This window comes from Undibacterium sp. YM2 (assembly GCF_009937975.1).
Taxonomy (GTDB): Bacteria; Pseudomonadota; Gammaproteobacteria; order Burkholderiales; family Burkholderiaceae_D; genus Undibacterium.
Genome location: NZ_AP018441.1, coordinates 6,006,875 through 6,022,598, shown reverse-complemented (window position 1 = coordinate 6,022,598; position 15,724 = coordinate 6,006,875). Strand labels below are relative to the sequence as shown.

16 protein-coding genes and 1 pseudogene are annotated in these 15,724 nt (G+C 51.7%); 12 read left to right on the top strand and 5 right to left on the bottom strand.

The genetic code is table 11. The features are described from left to right. Nucleotides 1-46 precede the first annotated feature (46 nt). From UNDYM_RS27700 to UNDYM_RS27680, 5 genes are all read right to left on the bottom strand, one after another. Nucleotides 47-1,006: a HEAT repeat domain-containing protein gene (locus tag UNDYM_RS27700; RefSeq protein WP_162044029.1), complete on the bottom strand. Its 960-nt coding sequence runs from the start codon at nt 1,004-1,006 to the stop codon at nt 47-49. Nucleotides 1,007-1,101: 95 nt separating this feature from the next. Beyond that, nucleotides 1,102-1,803: a lipase gene (locus UNDYM_RS27695; protein WP_162044028.1), complete on the bottom strand. Its 702-nt coding sequence runs from the start codon at nt 1,801-1,803 to the stop codon at nt 1,102-1,104. Between the two features lie 228 nt (nt 1,804-2,031). Then, nucleotides 2,032-2,862: a helix-turn-helix transcriptional regulator gene (locus tag UNDYM_RS27690; RefSeq protein WP_162044027.1), complete on the bottom strand. Its 831-nt coding sequence runs from the start codon at nt 2,860-2,862 to the stop codon at nt 2,032-2,034. Between the two features lie 123 nt (nt 2,863-2,985). Then, on the bottom strand, nt 2,986-4,143 hold the full coding sequence (locus UNDYM_RS27685) for an iron-containing alcohol dehydrogenase (RefSeq protein ID WP_162044026.1): 1,158 nt from the start codon (nt 4,141-4,143) through the stop codon (nt 2,986-2,988). Between the two features lie 62 nt (nt 4,144-4,205). After that, nucleotides 4,206-5,045, bottom strand: a complete 840-nt coding sequence (locus tag UNDYM_RS27680; protein ID WP_162044025.1) for an alpha/beta hydrolase — start codon at nt 5,043-5,045, stop codon at nt 4,206-4,208. A 272-nt stretch (nt 5,046-5,317) separates the two neighbouring features. Here UNDYM_RS27680 and UNDYM_RS27675 point away from each other — a divergent pair, with 272 nt between their 5' ends. From UNDYM_RS27675 to atpA, 12 genes and pseudogenes are all read left to right on the top strand, one after another. After that, nucleotides 5,318-6,076, top strand: a complete 759-nt coding sequence (locus UNDYM_RS27675) for a TSUP family transporter (protein ID WP_162044024.1) — start codon at nt 5,318-5,320, stop codon at nt 6,074-6,076. A gap of 185 nt (nt 6,077-6,261) precedes the next feature. Next, nucleotides 6,262-8,217 (top strand): tRNA uridine-5-carboxymethylaminomethyl(34) synthesis enzyme MnmG, encoded by a 1,956-nt coding sequence (gene mnmG / locus UNDYM_RS27670; protein WP_162044023.1) that lies wholly within the window; start codon nt 6,262-6,264, stop codon nt 8,215-8,217. Nucleotides 8,218-8,382: 165 nt separating this feature from the next. Further along, complete coding sequence (rsmG, locus tag UNDYM_RS27665; protein WP_232063620.1) at nt 8,383-9,000, top strand: 16S rRNA (guanine(527)-N(7))-methyltransferase RsmG; 618 nt, start codon at nt 8,383-8,385, stop codon at nt 8,998-9,000. A 16-nt stretch (nt 9,001-9,016) separates the two neighbouring features. Then, nucleotides 9,017-9,793, top strand: a complete 777-nt coding sequence (locus tag UNDYM_RS27660; RefSeq protein WP_162044021.1) for a ParA family protein — start codon at nt 9,017-9,019, stop codon at nt 9,791-9,793. 2 nt (nt 9,794-9,795) lie between these two features. Next, nucleotides 9,796-10,689, top strand: a complete 894-nt coding sequence (locus tag UNDYM_RS27655; protein WP_174244971.1) for a ParB/RepB/Spo0J family partition protein — start codon at nt 9,796-9,798, stop codon at nt 10,687-10,689. A gap of 14 nt (nt 10,690-10,703) precedes the next feature. After that, a pseudogene (locus UNDYM_RS27650) lies at nt 10,704-11,254 on the top strand (RBBP9/YdeN family alpha/beta hydrolase). 306 nt (nt 11,255-11,560) lie between these two features. After that, on the top strand, nt 11,561-11,899 hold the full coding sequence (locus UNDYM_RS27645; RefSeq protein WP_162044020.1) for an ATP synthase subunit I: 339 nt from the start codon (nt 11,561-11,563) through the stop codon (nt 11,897-11,899). 2 nt (nt 11,900-11,901) lie between these two features. Further along, a complete protein-coding gene (gene atpB / locus UNDYM_RS27640) occupies nt 11,902-12,732 on the top strand; it encodes a F0F1 ATP synthase subunit A (RefSeq protein WP_162044019.1) in 831 nt (276 codons plus the stop codon). Between the two features lie 80 nt (nt 12,733-12,812). Further along, nucleotides 12,813-13,055 carry a F0F1 ATP synthase subunit C gene (gene atpE / locus UNDYM_RS27635; RefSeq protein WP_110254369.1) on the top strand — a complete coding sequence of 81 codons (243 nt, stop codon included), beginning with the start codon at nt 12,813-12,815 and terminating at the stop codon, nt 13,053-13,055. Nucleotides 13,056-13,120: 65 nt separating this feature from the next. After that, on the top strand, nt 13,121-13,591 hold the full coding sequence (locus UNDYM_RS27630; RefSeq protein WP_162044018.1) for a F0F1 ATP synthase subunit B: 471 nt from the start codon (nt 13,121-13,123) through the stop codon (nt 13,589-13,591). 2 nt (nt 13,592-13,593) lie between these two features. Continuing rightward, entirely contained in the window at nt 13,594-14,127 is a 534-nt protein-coding gene (locus tag UNDYM_RS27625) for a F0F1 ATP synthase subunit delta (protein ID WP_162044017.1), read from the top strand. 26 nt (nt 14,128-14,153) lie between these two features. Further along, complete coding sequence (atpA, locus tag UNDYM_RS27620) at nt 14,154-15,695, top strand: F0F1 ATP synthase subunit alpha (protein WP_162044016.1); 1,542 nt, start codon at nt 14,154-14,156, stop codon at nt 15,693-15,695. Nucleotides 15,696-15,724: the final 29 nt, after the last annotated feature.

Sequence of the window (15,724 nt, the reverse complement as noted above, 5' to 3'; positions counted from 1 at the left end):
CATCAGGCAAAGTTTTTAATCGCAATGAGGCTTAATCTGTGTGGTTTTAAACACCCGGAATTTTCTCTCTGTCTGCTTTCAGCGCATCCATGACTTGTTGTGCGCTGGCTTTAAGCTGTGCAGTTTCACCAGCATTGCTGATAAGTTTGTCCAATAACTGTTTCACAGCATCTGCACTTGTACCTGACTGAGCAAGAGCGAAGATGGCGGTCTGGCGCACACTGGCTACCGGATCATTCAATGCGGCAGAAAAGTAATTGAGGCTGCTGTCGTTTTTATCCCATTGCGCCAGTTGCAATACGCTCAGGCTTCTGACGGCTGGGTCAGTGTTGCGCGTCAGGCTTTGCAACTGGCTGATGATGTCTTTCGTGGTTTGGGCATCAATACGATTTGCTGGGGCATCCGGTACTGCTGGTGGTGTCGGTGGCTTCAGGGCCGCCAGTGCCTGCAAGATGACGGCGGCTTGTTGTTCATTATTGAGCGACAGGCGTATCAATTGACGCTCTTCTTGCGGGTAGATATTCAGGTCACGCAGCAGGATCAGGCCTGCGATTCTTTGCTCGCTCTCATTGCTGCTGGCGAGTTGCCTGGACAGGGCAAATACTTCGGGGCTGCGTATGCCGGAAAGCAGGTTCCTGATGGTTTCTTTGATCTGGGGTGAGGCTTCTTTCTGGTACAAGCTGATGATACGTTTCAGATAGTAGGGCTGCTCTTGCATGAGTTTTCTTAACTGGTCCTGGGTGTCGTCACCAGCACTGTTCTGGTCTGCAGGCGAGATCAGGCGTGCCCATAGCTGGTCGAAAGTATCTGTTGCCTCAGTGCCAGGGCTACCGGCATTGCTCCACAGGCTGGTGAACTGGGCCAGACTATTGCTGGCAGGTTTTGCTGCAGGAGTTTGTGCAAGTTGTGTGCTTGATACACCCTCAGCGTCCTGGCCGGGCGACATGAATACGATAGCCAGTAGAGCCAGCAGGAGCAGGGCAAGCAAGGGCAGAAATTTTTTCACGGTCTTAATCCGGTTAAAGCCTGCTCATTGGCAGGTGGCGCTGTATGGCCGCGAGTCAATGAGCATGAGTCATACGTTTCATTCAAGGATACTACTCACTGAAATACCAGGCTGGCCTGGGTATTCGTCGTATAGTCCTTCAAACCAAAATGGCCAAGGGCAAAGTCATACGTCGCATTCTGGCCATCGATATTGCTGGTGTGCGAACCATACACATAGCAACTGCCGTAACAGACCACTTCATCGATATAGCTTTTGATCGAATACATCTTGCTGCCATAGCGCTTGTTCTTGACTGAGAGTATCAGCGGGCTGTCTATGGACAGGCCATTGCTGCCGCAGGTTGGGGTAAATACATTGAAAGGATAAACGCCGCAAGACTCCAGCCCATGCTGGGCACCGGCAATGCCGATGAAGGAATTCACGGACGTAGAGTAGGCCAGCTCATTGATGGCTTTCATCGCCAGCGTCACGCCCATGGAGTGGCTGATGACGTCGATCCGGCCAGTACAAGACGCTGCCTTGGCGGCTTGCATGGAGGCCTTGACGGGATTGGTGTTGGCTGCGCCATGATCATTGATGGCTGGATTGGTTTTGGAACCCCAGTTGGGGCGGTACAGCTGGGCATCGGTATAACCCTGGCTTTTGAGAGTGCTGACGGTGGCATTCCAGTCCGACGGTGAACCGGCATTGCCGTGTACCAGTACCACATTGTCGAGGCAGGCTGCCTGGCTGACGCAGGCGATAAAGCTGAGGCTCATGGCAATGAGCACCCGGATGAGTGTGCGGTGTTGCATGGTGTTGTCTCCAGTGGTGTTTTTATGTAATCCCGTGCTTTTGCGCGCAGGAAAAAACAGGGTAGGAGCAAGTTGGCAGGAGCACCACTATCTGTTCAGATAGTGGCTGAGAACCTGTTGACGATCTTAAGCGCGAGCGCGGTTGTGGCTTATATGGGCCTCATGTGCTGCTCAAAATGCTCATGTACTAGAGTACATTCCGCTTTTTGCGCTGCGCTTTTGTTACCCTTATCCCGCTGACGCACGCTCGCTACAGATCGTGAACAGGTTCTGGGGGGGGCAGTTTTTATGGCTTGGTAACAGCAAGCCCAGTTCATAGGCTTTGGCGACGGCATGCACGCGGCTGCGTACATTGAGTTTGGCGAAGATCTGGTCGATGTGGTATTTGACGTTGACTTCGGTGAGTTCGAGGATGGTTGCTATTTCCCAATTGGTCTTGCCTTCATGCAGCCAGTGCAGGATTTCTCTTTGCCGCTCACTGAGGGTCTTGTTGCTGATGCCGGGCTTGACGGGAAATTCTTCTACGCTTGTCAGGGCATGGGCAAGTGCCAGGTGCAGATGTGGTGTCAACAGGCTTAGCAGATATGCGTGTTGATGGCTGACTTCAAAAGGTAAATTTGTGAAGATGAAATAACTGGAGAAATGTCCGCTCAGGTCCAGCATGCCGTGGGCGACGGTGTTATGCATTTTCTGCTTCCTGAAAGAAGCCAGCCACTCCGCAGGAACTGCATGGTCATCGCGCCCGGCCTGGAAGAAAACCGGTTCCTGGGTTTCACGCCATTTTTGCATCAGGGGGCTATTGGCCCGGCCTTTGCTGTCTAGCAGTGATTGATAGTATTGATATGTTTCAACCGGGCAGTTGAACTGCAGCAGCTTATGTACATAGTTGCCCTGCGGGCTGACGCCACCTATGCCGCAGACCATCATTTCATGCGGCAAGACTTCGCGCAAAATCCCCTGGGCGATCAGGCTGAAGTCATCGGCATTGCGGGTTGCCGCACAAGCCATGATGATGGGCAGTATGGAATTGCCGGAGACTTCATGCGCAAAGTTCACCATGTCTGGAATCGTCCTTCAGGCTACTCAGGAGGTGCGTGATGTTGGGGAGATGGAATGTGACTGGACTGGCAAGATGACGCATGCTTGCTCCTCCATGCGTCATCCTTAGCTACTTATCTCTACTTACAAAGCTGCTGCGTAAATTGCTCTGGCATCTTCCTTCGTCACTTCACGTGGATTATTACCCAGCAGACGTGTTTGCAACATGGCGTCGCTGGCGAGCTGGTCCAGGTCTTTCTCGGTGATGCCTACCTGGCTCAGGCGGGTTTCTATGCCTACCCGCACCGCCAGGTCTTCCATGGCCTTGATCATGGCGTGGCAACGCTGCTCAGCCGTGCCTGTGGCTTCTGGCGCGATGATGGCAGCCAGCTCAGCGTACAGCTCTGATGCGTGGCTGGCATTGAAACGTAGTACATGTGGCAAAACCAGAGAGTTTGACAAACCATGCGGAACATGGAAGATGCCGCCTACCGGATAGGCCAGCGCATGCACTGCCGCGCAGGGGGCATTGGCAAAAGACTGCCCGGCCAGCATGGCACCCAGCAACATGGCTTGCCTTGCCGCTAGGTTGTTGCCATTGGTGCAGGCTTCATCGATGTTGTTCCACAGCAATTTCAAAGCCTGCACTGCCAGCATGTCGGACAGCGGGTTCTTTTTGTGTTTGGTGGTATACGCTTCTATCGCATGCACCATGGCATCTATGCCGGTGGCAGCGGTGACCTTGGCTGGCAAGCCAGTAGTCAGTTGCGCATCGAGAATGGCGATGTCGGCATATAGCTGCGGCGCGACCACACCCATCTTGGTGGTGGCACCGGTGGTGACGATGGAGATAGGGGTGACTTCAGAACCTGTACCTGCCGTGGTCGGGATTTGTATCAATGGCAGGCGACGGCCTTTGACATTGCCTATACCATACATGGTAGCCAGGCTCTGATCGCTACCGGCCAGGATGGCGATGAGCTTGGCCACGTCCATGGAGCTGCCGCCGCCGAGGCCAACCACCAGTTCCACTTGCAGGTCCCGGGCGTTGGCTACTGCCTGCAAGACGATGGCTTCTGGCGGATCGGCAATCACGTCGGAAAAAATACTGACTTTGAGTTGTTCCGTTTCCAGACTGTCAATGACAGGTTGGACCAGGCCGGTATGCAGGAATCCGGCATCGGTCACCAGCAGTACATGGCTAATCGCTGGAAATTCCTGGCGTATGATTTTGCCCAGGCGCGTTGCTGCACCGGTTTGGCTGATCAGGCTGGGGACGGTTCTGAATTCAAAGTCATTCATTTTTATCTCATTTTCATTTAGCTAGTTGTAGGGATATCTACCTTAGCACATGCTGGTGTTTTCTATTTATCCAGCAGTTTCAAATCGCGCATCCAGTCTGCATACAGGCTGGTCCAGTTGCGTGCGCTGCCGCTGGCAGGTGTCATGCCAAAGCCATGATCGCCACGGCGGAAGGCATGCAGTTCTGCCTGGGCACCGCCTTCCAGTAATTGCTGATAGATTTTCGCGGCGACTACCGGTGGGGCTTTGGGATCGTCCGAGGCATGGACTATGAATACGGGCGGGGTGTTCTTGCTTGCCTTTGGGATTTTCCCGCCAGGCACACCGGTATATACCAGGGCGATAAAGTCTGCACGATTGCTGGCTTGTTCTACTGTGTCGGTGGCGCTGGTGTCACCCTCATTCTGATCCATCAACAGTTGCAGGGCCATGACGCCGCCGGCAGAGAAACCGAGTACGCCTATCTTCTTGCTGTCGATTTTCCATTCACCCGCATGTTGCCGCAGCACGCGCATGGCGCGGCTGGTGTCTGCCGTCAGTGGCTGTATGGACTTCCAGCTGCGGTCGCCGTCTGGTGCCAGCGTACGGTATTTCAGAACGGCAGCGGTTATACCTTGGGTATTCAGCCATTGCGCCGCTTCTATGCCTTCCTTGTCTATGCAGACGTAACGGAAGCCGCCACCCGGCACGACCAGTACTGCGGTGCCGTTTGCCTTGTCAGCGGGGGCAGGGTAAATAGTCAATGTCGGTTTGCTGACGTAGCTGATGTATCTGTCCAGGCGGCCAGTTTCATGCCTGTCTTCTGCTGTCTCTGCTTGCTGATGTTGCAGGCCGGGCGCGCCGTTTTGCCGTAGGGGAACTTCAATTTCAGCTCGTGCCGAGATGGAGTTAGTAAGCAACATGCATCCTGCAAACATCAGAGATAGAGAAATCTTCATTGCGTTGATCCTTGCGAAAGACAAACTAGCGACAGATTTATTGCACCGGATTTGCATCTTGTCTGATTTGTCGCGGGCAGTCAAACCGGCAAAGCCGTACTGCAACTGTTATGGCATGGCCTGTACCTTGTTGCCTACAGCGTGCTTCTGTATAAGTTATCTGTGTCATGTTTGCCGTTCAAAATATTCTCTTGAGGCAGCATGCAGGCCCTAATCACAAATCAAATACGCTCAATATGGATATTTTTCTTTTAGCCCTGGCCGCCTTCTTCGCTGGTTTTGTTGATTCCATCGTTGGTGGCGGTGGCTTGATACAGGTTCCCGCCTTGTTCTCTTTCATGCCAGGGACGGCTCCTGCCACCTTACTGGGTACCAATAAGATGGCAGGTATCTGGGGAACGACAGTCGCAGCGACTCGCTATATGAAGACAGTCAGCCTGCGCTGGAGCATGGTGGCACCAGCCGCATTCATGGCGTTTGCCTTTTCCTTTGCCGGGGCTTTCCTCGTGACACATATCCCGCCCACCTATTTGCGCAAGGCTTTACCCTTCATCCTGGTGGCTGTGGCTATCTATACCTTCAAAAAGAAAGAGTTTGGCGCTGACAATAAACCTGTGTTTTCGGGGTCAAAAGAAACCTATATGGCTATGCTGGTGGGCGCAGGCATAGGGTTTTACGATGGTTTCTTTGGGCCTGGCACAGGCAGCTTCTTCATGTTTTTGTTCGTGCGTATCTTTGGTTATGATTTCCTGCGTGCCTCCGCAGCAGCCAAGGTATTGAATGTTGCCTGCAATACTGCGGCACTTATCTGGTTTGGGTATAGCGGTCACGTACTCTGGATGCTGGGTCTGACGATGGCAGTGTGTGGTGTTGGCGGTTCTATTTTAGGTAGTCATTTGGCAATAAAACACGGCACTTCGTTTGTTCGCAAGATGTTCCTTGCTGTGGTAGTGGCACTGATATGCAAGACGACTTATGATGGTTTTCTTAAATAGCAGTGTTTCACGTGAAACAATCAGGCAGTGATAATGGGGCTTCGGCCCCATTTTTTATGTCCAGATGCGTATGTTTCACGTGAAACATAGTTCTAAATAAAAAGAGAATCTTTAGCTCTCTAAAAGTTTACGCGCAAAACAAACTATAATCGTGCCTCCCGTCCCAAGTTTCTCAGAAATCCACCATGTTTTATCCTAAAGAATTCGATGTCATCGTCGTCGGCGGCGGTCACGCCGGTACCGAAGCTGCACTTGCCGCTGCCCGTATGGGGCAGTCCACACTATTGTTAACCCATAATATCGAGACCCTGGGTCAGATGTCTTGCAACCCATCCATAGGTGGGATAGGCAAGGGTCATCTGGTTAAAGAGGTCGATGCCATGGGCGGTGCCATGGCGATTGCCACTGATGAGGCAGGCATACAATTCCGTATCCTGAACTCATCCAAGGGTCCTGCTGTGCGTGCCACTCGTGCCCAGGCTGACCGTATCTTGTACAAGCAGGCTATCCGTAGTCGTCTGGAAAATCAGCCAAATCTGTGGTTGTTCCAGCAGGCAGTCGATGATTTGCTGGTCGAAGGTAATCGTGTTGTCGGTGCCGTAACTCAGGTTGGCATCAGGTTCCGCGCCCGCGCAGTCGTGTTGACGGCAGGTACTTTCCTTGATGGGAAGATACATGTGGGCTTGAATAACTACTCCGCAGGCCGTGCCGGTGACCCACCAGCAATATCTTTGTCTGCCCGTTTGAAAGAATTGGCGCTGCCACAAGGGCGTTTGAAGACAGGTACGCCGCCACGTATAGATGGTCGCAGCATCGATTTTTCACTGATGCAAGAGCAGCCGGGTGATCTCGATCCTGTGCCAGTGTTCTCGTACATGGGTAACACCAGCATGCATCCAAGGCAGTTGCCATGCTGGATCACTCATACCAATGAAAAAACCCATGACATTATCCGGGCTGGTCTGGACCGCAGCCCCATGTATACAGGTGTCATTGAAGGGGTGGGGCCACGCTATTGCCCATCGATAGAAGACAAAATACACCGCTTCGCCAGCAAAGAGTCGCACCAGATTTTCCTGGAGCCTGAAGGCCTGACGACGAATGAGTTTTACCCTAACGGTATCTCTACCAGCCTGCCATTTGATGTACAGCTGGACCTGGTACGTTCCATGCGCGGTATGGAAAACGCCTACATCCTGCGCCCTGGCTATGCGATTGAATATGATTATTTTGATCCGCGTGGTTTGAAGTCCTCATTGGAAACCCGCCAGATCGAAGGCCTGTTCTTTGCCGGTCAGATCAACGGCACGACAGGCTACGAAGAAGCTGCAGCCCAGGGCATGTTGGCAGGCTTGAATGCGGCGTTGCAAACTCAGGGCAAAGACGCTTGGATACCACGCCGTGATGAGGCTTATCTGGGTGTGCTGGTGGATGACCTGATTACCAAGGGTGTGCAAGAACCATACCGCATGTTCACCAGCCGTGCTGAATTCCGCCTGAGCTTGCGTGAAGATAATGCCGATATGCGCCTGACCGAGATAGGTCGTCAGCTTGGTTGCGTCAGCGATGCGCAGTGGCAGCAGTTTGAAGAAAAGCGTGAAAGTGTTTCACGTGAAATGGAAAGACTGCGCTCGACCTGGGTCAACCCGCGCATTCTCGCAGATGTGGAAGCTGAGCGTGTCGTTGGCAAGGCTTTGGAGCGCGAGTATTCCCTGGCTGATTTATTGCGTCGCCCACAAGTGACTTATGAAAGCCTTATGAGTTTGCAAGGTGTGGAAGGCCAGGAACTGGCCGGGCCAGGTGTGCTTGATCCCCATGTGCGCGAGCAGGTTGAGATACAGGTCAAGTATGCCGGTTATATCGACAGGCAAGCGAAGGAGGTTGAGCGCCATGCGCATTTTGAAAATCTCAAAATGCCGGTTGGTTTTGACTATATGGAAGTCAATGGGCTTTCGATTGAAGTCAGGCAAAAGCTGAACAAGCATCAGCCTGAAAGCCTGGGTCAGTGTGGTCGTATTTCCGGCGTGACGCCTGCAGCGATTTCTCTGCTTTTGGTGCATCTGAAGAAGCGCGGTTTTAAAGAGTTCATGGCGAATGCAGATGCAGTGGCTGAGACGCTTACTGAAACCCCGGCAGATTGATTCACGTGGAACATCAGATTGCAGGCGTGTTTTTACAACCGCTTTGGTATGAGCATGCCTGCAAGCACAAGAAATTAAAACGAAGAATAAAACTGAAATGAAAAACAAGAAGTTAATCGAGGGCAGCGCCGTATGATTCACGTGGAACAAGCACAGTTAAGATCGATGTTACAGAGCGGTGTTGAGGAGTTGGCACTGGATTTAAATAATGATCAAATTGATAACATGATTGCTTATTTGTCATTATTGTCAAAATGGAACTCTGTTTATAACCTGACGGCTATCCGTGACCCAAAAGAAATGGTCAGGCAGCATTTGCTGGATTCGCTGTCTGCCGCCCCGGCATTCAAGGATGCAAAAAATATACTGGATGTGGGTGCCGGTGGCGGTTTGCCCGGTATGATGCTGGCCATTACTTATCCACAGGCCAAAGTGTCCATGATAGATACGGTCAGTAAAAAGACTGCCTTTTTGACCCAGGCCAAGACCGAGCTGGGTTTGAAGAATGTCACCGTCCATACCGGCAGGGTAGAAGCCCTGCAGGTAAAGGAAGCATTTGACGTCATCACTTCACGCGCATTTTCTGAGCTGGCCAATTTCGTCAATTGGTCTGGTCATCTGCTGGCCGAAGGTGGCCAGTTCATCGCCATGAAAGGCGTGGAACCGAAGCAGGAAATAGACAGCCTGCCCGCTGGCTGGCATGTGGATAAGTTGCAAGCCTTGACGGTGCCTGGCTTGCAGGCAGAACGTCACCTCGTCTTTATCAAGAAAACCCAGGCCTGATCACACGGAAACCTCTATGGCAAAAATCTTTTGTGTAGCAAATCAAAAAGGTGGCGTGGGCAAAACCACAACTACCGTCAATCTCGCCGCAGGCCTGGCGAAACTCGATCAACGCGTCTTACTGGTTGATCTCGACCCCCAGGGTAATGCCACCATGGGGGCAGGTATCAACAAGGCCAAGCTGACTGCTTCCATCTATGAAGTCTTGCTCGGTATGTCAGATGTGACAACAGCCAAACAACGCTCTGAATCTGGCCGTTTTGATGTCTTGCCCGCCAATCGCGAGCTGGCCGGTGCTGAGGTGGAAATGGTCTCGCTGGAGAATCGTGACAAACGCCTGCGTGAAGCCCTGGCCAAGGTCGATGCTGACTATGACTTTATCCTCATCGATTGTCCGCCAGCCTTGTCGCTGCTGACTCTGAATGGCTTGTGTGCCGCTCATGGCGTGATCATCCCCATGCAGTGTGAATACTATGCGCTGGAAGGTTTGTCCGACTTGGCCAATACCATCAAGAAAGTCTCGGCCAACCTGAACCCTGATTTGAAGATAGTTGGTCTGCTGCGCGTGATGTTTGATCCGCGCATGACGCTGTCGCAACAAGTCTCTGACCAGCTCGAACAGCATTTTGGCGACAAGGTCTTCAAGACACTGATCCCGCGCAATGTCCGTCTGGCAGAAGCACCATCTTACGGCATCCCCGGCGTGGTGTTTGATCCTGCATCCAAAGGGGCGCAAGCCTATATCGCCTTTGGTGCAGAGATGGTGGAAAGAATTAAACAACTGGAAAAATAAGTATGTCGATCAAAAAACAAAAAGGTCTGGGCCGTGGCCTGGACGCCTTGCTCGGCGGTGCCGCCGACTTTGCCGAAGCCGTACCTACCGTCACTGGTGCCCCTACCAGCCTCAACGTTGCACAAATGCAAGCTGGTAAGTACCAACCCCGTACCCGCATGGACGAGGGCGCACTGGCTGAGCTGGCTGCCTCCATCAAGGCCCAGGGTTTGATGCAACCCATCCTGGTTCGCCCGATAGGACAAAACAATGGCGTAACACGCTACGAAATCATTGCCGGTGAACGCCGTTTCCGTGCCTCGCAAATGGCAGGCATGGATGAAGTGCCGGTACTGGTCAAGGATGTCGATGACCAGGCCGCTGCCGCCATGGCCCTCATCGAGAACATGCAGCGTGAAGACCTGAATCCCCTGGAAGAAGCCCAGGGCATACACAGGCTGATCACGGATTTCTCGTTTACCCATGAGCAGGCAGCTAATGCAGTAGGGCGCTCACGCAGTGCTGTATCCAACCTGCTGCGCTTGTTGAATCTGGCCAAGCCGGTACAAACCATGCTGATGGCCGGTGACATCGACATGGGCCATGCCCGTTCGCTGCTGGTGACCGATGCCGCCACCCAGATACAACTGGCCAACCAGATCGTCGCCAAACGCATGTCTGTCCGTGAAGCAGAAAAACTGGTCGCCAAGACCACGGCTGAGATGAGCGCGAATGGCAAGCCACGCGACAAGGCAGAAAAATCCCGGGACATCACCCGTCTTGAAGAAGAGTTATCCGATTTGCTGGCGACCCAGGTTGCCCTTAAATTAGGCAGCAAGGGCAGGGGACAGATGCTGATCGATTTTGCCGATCTCGATAGCCTCGATGGCATTATCCTGAAAATACGTGGACAATAAATATAGAAGCAGCCATGCAGATACTGACTTTACCCGGCTTATATAACTCAGGCCCCGGCCACTGGCAAACACGCTGGGAAGCCGAATTACCGGATATAAAAAGAGTAGAGCAGCAAGACTGGGATCATCCGGTCAAGGATGTGTGGCTTGCCACTTTGTCAGCTGCCATTAATGCGGTTGATGACGAAGTGGTGCTGGTAGCGCACAGCATGGGTTGTGCGCTGACTGCCTGGTGGCTGGCGTCCGGCATGCCGGACGTTGTGGATAAAAGCAAGGTCCGGGCAGCATTCCTGGTGGCGCCGCCCGATGTAGGCCGTACTGATTTCCCTGCCCCCAGCTTTGCGCCCATGCCATTAATCCGTTTTTCTTTTCCAGTCGCCGTAGTTGCATCCAGTGATGATCCCTGGTGTGATTTATCACTTGCGCAAGACTGGGCAAAAAGTTGGGGGCAGAAATGCACCTGGTTGGTGCGAAAGGCCATATCAATGGCGAATCTGGCCTGGGCAGCTGGAAGCAAGGCCAGGACTGGCTCAGCGGATTAATTGCAAAAACAGTACAATATTAAAAAAGCACCAAAATAGCGCATTTTTATGCGATGCACCAAACGGTTGGCGATATGCATCAAACGTTTGACGTTATAACGCACTACCACGTATAATTCCGTGGTTTTGATCGGCGAGGATTTGCGCTGCCCGGTTATATCGTGGCAAGCCAGTCAAATTCAACAGTCATATTTATAAAATTGTAGGACTTACGCAAGATAGGTTAGCAAAGCCCCGTAGCGAACACAGTGCAAAACTGGACAACGGGGCTACCAAAGAGCTCATACACTGCTGCTATTTTGCGCAAGTCCTGGATAAATGAGGGAAGCATGGCACGCATCATACTGCTGCAACTGGTGGCAGCGCTGGTAGCGGGCCTGCTTGCTGGAATTTTCGGCAATATTTCTTACGGATTGTCTGCCCTGTTCGGGGGATTATCCTGTGCGATCCCAAATGCCTTGTTCGCGTTGCGCCTGACTATGAGCGCCCGGAGGCCTGGAGGAGCAAATCCGATGAGTTTTTTCATCGGTGAATTTTTCAAGGTTATATCGACAGTCGCGCTGATGGCAGCGGTTGTCTTCTGGTACCCCGATGTCAACTGGCCGGCCTTTTTGATCGCCTTCATCGTCGTACTGAAAAGTTATTTCATTTTACTCTTTAGGCACTGATCATGAGCTCAGCTGAACAAGTCACTCCGTCAGAATATATATCCCATCACCTTGGGCATCTGACTAACCATGGCCACCATGCACAAACCTCCTTGTGGGATATGTCGTATGTCAATATTGATACGGTAATCTGGGCCGTTGTTTGCGGCTTGCTGGGTTCCATCATTATGTATATGGCAGCACGCAAGGCAACTTCTGGCGTACCAGGCCGTTTCCAGTGCGCAGTTGAAATGCTCATAGAAATGGTCGATAACAATGCAAAAAGCATCGTTCACGGCAACACCAGCTTCATCGCTCCTATGGCCCTGTCCGTATTTGTCTGGGTATTGCTGATGAACTCCCTGGATTTCCTGCCAGTTGACCTGTTCTCCCAATGGTTGTTCCCAGTCCTGGGCCTGGATCATGAAATGCCACACCGTGTCGTCCCTACTGCTGACTTGAACGGTACTCTGGGTATCTCCATCGGTATCTTCGGTCTGATGATGTATTACAGCTTCAAGATCAAAGGCGTGGGCGGCTTCATCAAGGAATTGTTCAGCGCACCGTTTGGCCCAATGATGTTCCCGTTCAATTTCATGTTGAACGTGGTTGAATACGCAGCGAAAACCTTCTCGCTCGGTATGCGGTTGTTCGGTAACATGTTTGCCGGCGAATTGTTGTTCCTGTTGATTGCAGCTTTGCTGGGTGCATCTGGCTCCCTGTTTGGCGGTATTGGTCATCTGGTACTGGGCTCTGCGTGGTCCATCTTCCACATCCTGATCGTACCTCTGCAAGCCTTTATTTTCATGATGTTGACTCTGGTGTACATGGGTCAGGCTCACGAAGCGCATTAATTAAGTTTTGAAGTTTTAGTTTTTTGGGTTTTGGTTTTTTGGTTTTGGTATTTTAATTTTAACTTTCTAGGAGTTTTCTCATGACTAACGTCGCTTTCGTTGCATTGGCTTGTGGTTTGATCATCGGTTTGGGCGCTTTGGGTGCTTGTATCGGTATCGCTATGATGGGTGGTAAATATCTGGAAGCGTCTGCACGTCAACCAGAATTGATGGAAAAACTGCAAGGTAAAATGTTGTTGCTGGCTGGTCTGATCGATGCTGCGTTCATTATCGGTGTTGGTATCGCCATGTTCTTCGCAACTGCAAACCCATTCAAAGGCTAATAGCTTTCCTTTTTCTACCGCAGGCCAAGTGCCTGCGGAACGATTAATTTGATAAGGAAACTAAAGTGAATCTGAATCTATCCATGTGGTACCAGGCAGGGGTGTTTATCATCCTGGCCTTGTTTACTGCAAAATTCATCTGGCCACCAGTGATTGGTGCGATCGATGAGCGCATGAAGCGCATTGCAGATGGTTTGGCTGCAGCTGACAAAGGCAAGGCAGAAATGGTTGCCGCTGAAAAGCGTATACAAGCTGAATTGGCAAAAGCTGGTGAAGAAGGCAAAACACATATCATCAACGCAGAAAAACGCGCTGCCCTGATCATCGAAGAAGCCCGCAACACTGCTGCTGCTGAAGCTGCCCGTATTATCGCCGCTGCGCAAGCTGATGCGAATAATCAAGTGACTAAAGCACGCGAAGAATTGCGCGACCAGGTTGCCACTCTGGCAGTCAAAGGTGCAGAACAAATTCTGAAACGTGAAGTCAACGCATCTGCTCACGCTGATCTGTTGAACCAATTGAAAACCGAGCTGTAATCATGGCCGAACTCGCAACGATCGCTCGTCCTTACGCAGAAGCGCTGTTTCGTGTTGCCCAAACCGGTAACCTGTCCGCCTGGTCGGAACTGGTTACCGAGATGGCACAGGTAGGTGCGCATCCCGATGTACAAGCTCTTGCACACAACCCCAAAGTCTCGGCTGATCAAAAAGCTGAGATTTTCTTGTCTGCGATCAAATCTCCAGTGACTGCTGAAGCGAAAAACTTCATCAACACACTTGCTGACTATGACCGCCTGACTTTGCTGCCGGAAATCGCTTTCCAGTTTCATGCTCTGAAAAACGCCCTCGAAGGCGCTGCAGATGCTGAAGTGACTAGCGCATTTGAAATGTCGGCAGCCCAGTTGAGCGAACTGGCAGTGACATTGGAAAAGAAATTTGGCCGCAAGTTGCACCCTACAGTCAAAGTGGATTCCTCTTTGATCGGTGGTGTACGCATCGTGGTTGGTGATCAGGTGCTCGACACGTCGGTACGCGCGAAGCTGCAGAAAATGCACGTCGCCCTGACCGCGTAAGAACGTAATAAATATTAGGAGTTAGTATGCAACTCAACCCATCTGAAATCAGCGAGCTGATCAAGAGCCGGATTCAAGGCCTTGGCGACACAGCTGAGATTCGCAATCAAGGTACGGTTATCTCCGTTACCGACGGTATCTGCCGCATTCACGGTCTGTCTGACGCGATGCAAGGTGAGATGCTGGAATTCCCAGGCAACACATTTGGTCTGGCGCTGAACCTGGAACGTGATTCCGTTGGTGCCGTTATCCTGGGTGACTACGAACACATCTCCGAAGGCGATACAGTTAAATGTACCGGCCGTATTCTGGAAGTGCCTATCGGTCCTGAACTGCGCGGTCGTGTCGTTAACGCGCTGGGTCAGCCTATCGACGGCAAAGGTCCTATCAATGCAAAACTGTCCGCGCCTATCGAAAAGATTGCGCCTGGCGTTATTGCACGTCAATCCGTTTCTGAACCTATGCAAACTGGCCTGAAGTCTATCGACTCCATGGTACCGGTTGGCCGTGGTCAGCGTGAATTGATCATTGGTGATCGTCAAACTGGTAAAACAGCTGTTGCGATCGATGCCGTGATCAATCAAAAAGGTCAAAACGTGACATGTATCTATGTTGCGATTGGTCAAAAAGCTTCTTCCGTTAAAAACGTTGTGCGCGCTCTCGAAGCCCACGGCGCCATGGAATACACCATCGTTGTTGCTGCTACTGCTGCTGAATCTGCAGCGATGCAATACGTATCCGCCTACTCTGGTTGCGCGATGGGTGAATACTTCCGTGACCGCGGTCAAGATGCATTGATCATTTATGATGATCTGTCCAAACAAGCTGTTGCTTACCGTCAGGTTTCCCTGCTGCTGCGCCGCCCACCAGGCCGCGAAGCTTACCCAGGTGACGTATTCTATTTGCACAGCCGTTTGCTGGAACGTGCAGCACGCGTTAATCCAGACTACGTTGAAGCTTTCACCAAAGGTGAAGTTAAAGGTAAAACAGGTTCTTTGACAGCATTGCCTATCATTGAAACCCAGGCTGGTGACGTTTCCGCTTTCGTTCCTACCAACGTAATTTCGATTACTGACGGTCAGATCTTCCTGGAAACATCCTTGTTCAATGCAGGTATCCGTCCAGCGATTAACGCTGGTATCTCGGTTTCCCGCGTTGGTGGTGCTGCTCAGACCAAGGTTATCAAAAACCTGTCCGGCGGTATCCGTAATGACTTGGCACAGTACCGTGAATTGGCAGCGTTTGCCCAGTTCGCTTCTGACCTCGATGAAGTAACACGCAAGCAGCTCGATCGTGGTGCCCGCGTGACTGAATTGTTGAAGCAAGCTCAATATGCTCCACTGTCTATCTCCCTGATGGCCGTTACTCTGTTCTCCGTGAACAAAGGCTTCCTGGATGATGTACCGGTCAAGCAAGTGCTGGCATTCGAAGCAGGCGTGCACAATTTCATGAAAACGAGCCATGCAGCATTGCTGCAGAAGATCGAAGAAACCAAGCAACTGGACAAAGATGGCGAAGCTGCCATGGCTGCCGCAATTGCTGATTTCAAAAAATCCGGCGCCTATTAATTTACTGTAGCTAGAAGGAGTCAATACTC

Excerpts from the sequence above, each read along its gene's own strand:
- UNDYM_RS27655 (WP_174244971.1), top strand. The coding sequence starts at position 9,796 with ATGTCGATCAAAAAACAAAAAGGTCTGGGCCGTGGCCTGGACGCCTTG.
- mnmG (WP_162044023.1), top strand. The coding sequence starts at position 6,262 with ATGTTTTATCCTAAAGAATTCGATGTCATCGTCGTCGGCGGCGGTCAC.
- UNDYM_RS27685 (WP_162044026.1), bottom strand. The coding sequence starts at position 4,143 with ATGAATGACTTTGAATTCAGAACCGTCCCCAGCCTGATCAGCCAAACC.
- UNDYM_RS27625 (WP_162044017.1), top strand. The coding sequence starts at position 13,594 with ATGGCCGAACTCGCAACGATCGCTCGTCCTTACGCAGAAGCGCTGTTT.
- UNDYM_RS27660 (WP_162044021.1), top strand. The coding sequence starts at position 9,017 with ATGGCAAAAATCTTTTGTGTAGCAAATCAAAAAGGTGGCGTGGGCAAA.
- UNDYM_RS27695 (WP_162044028.1), bottom strand. The coding sequence starts at position 1,803 with ATGCAACACCGCACACTCATCCGGGTGCTCATTGCCATGAGCCTCAGC.
- UNDYM_RS27690 (WP_162044027.1), bottom strand. The coding sequence starts at position 2,862 with ATGGTGAACTTTGCGCATGAAGTCTCCGGCAATTCCATACTGCCCATC.
- atpE (WP_110254369.1), top strand. The coding sequence starts at position 12,813 with ATGACTAACGTCGCTTTCGTTGCATTGGCTTGTGGTTTGATCATCGGT.
- atpA (WP_162044016.1), top strand. The coding sequence starts at position 14,154 with ATGCAACTCAACCCATCTGAAATCAGCGAGCTGATCAAGAGCCGGATT.
- UNDYM_RS27645 (WP_162044020.1), top strand. The coding sequence starts at position 11,561 with ATGGCACGCATCATACTGCTGCAACTGGTGGCAGCGCTGGTAGCGGGC.
- atpB (WP_162044019.1), top strand. The coding sequence starts at position 11,902 with ATGAGCTCAGCTGAACAAGTCACTCCGTCAGAATATATATCCCATCAC.
- rsmG (WP_232063620.1), top strand. The coding sequence starts at position 8,383 with ATGTTACAGAGCGGTGTTGAGGAGTTGGCACTGGATTTAAATAATGAT.
- UNDYM_RS27675 (WP_162044024.1), top strand. The coding sequence starts at position 5,318 with ATGGATATTTTTCTTTTAGCCCTGGCCGCCTTCTTCGCTGGTTTTGTT.
- UNDYM_RS27680 (WP_162044025.1), bottom strand. The coding sequence starts at position 5,045 with ATGTTGCTTACTAACTCCATCTCGGCACGAGCTGAAATTGAAGTTCCC.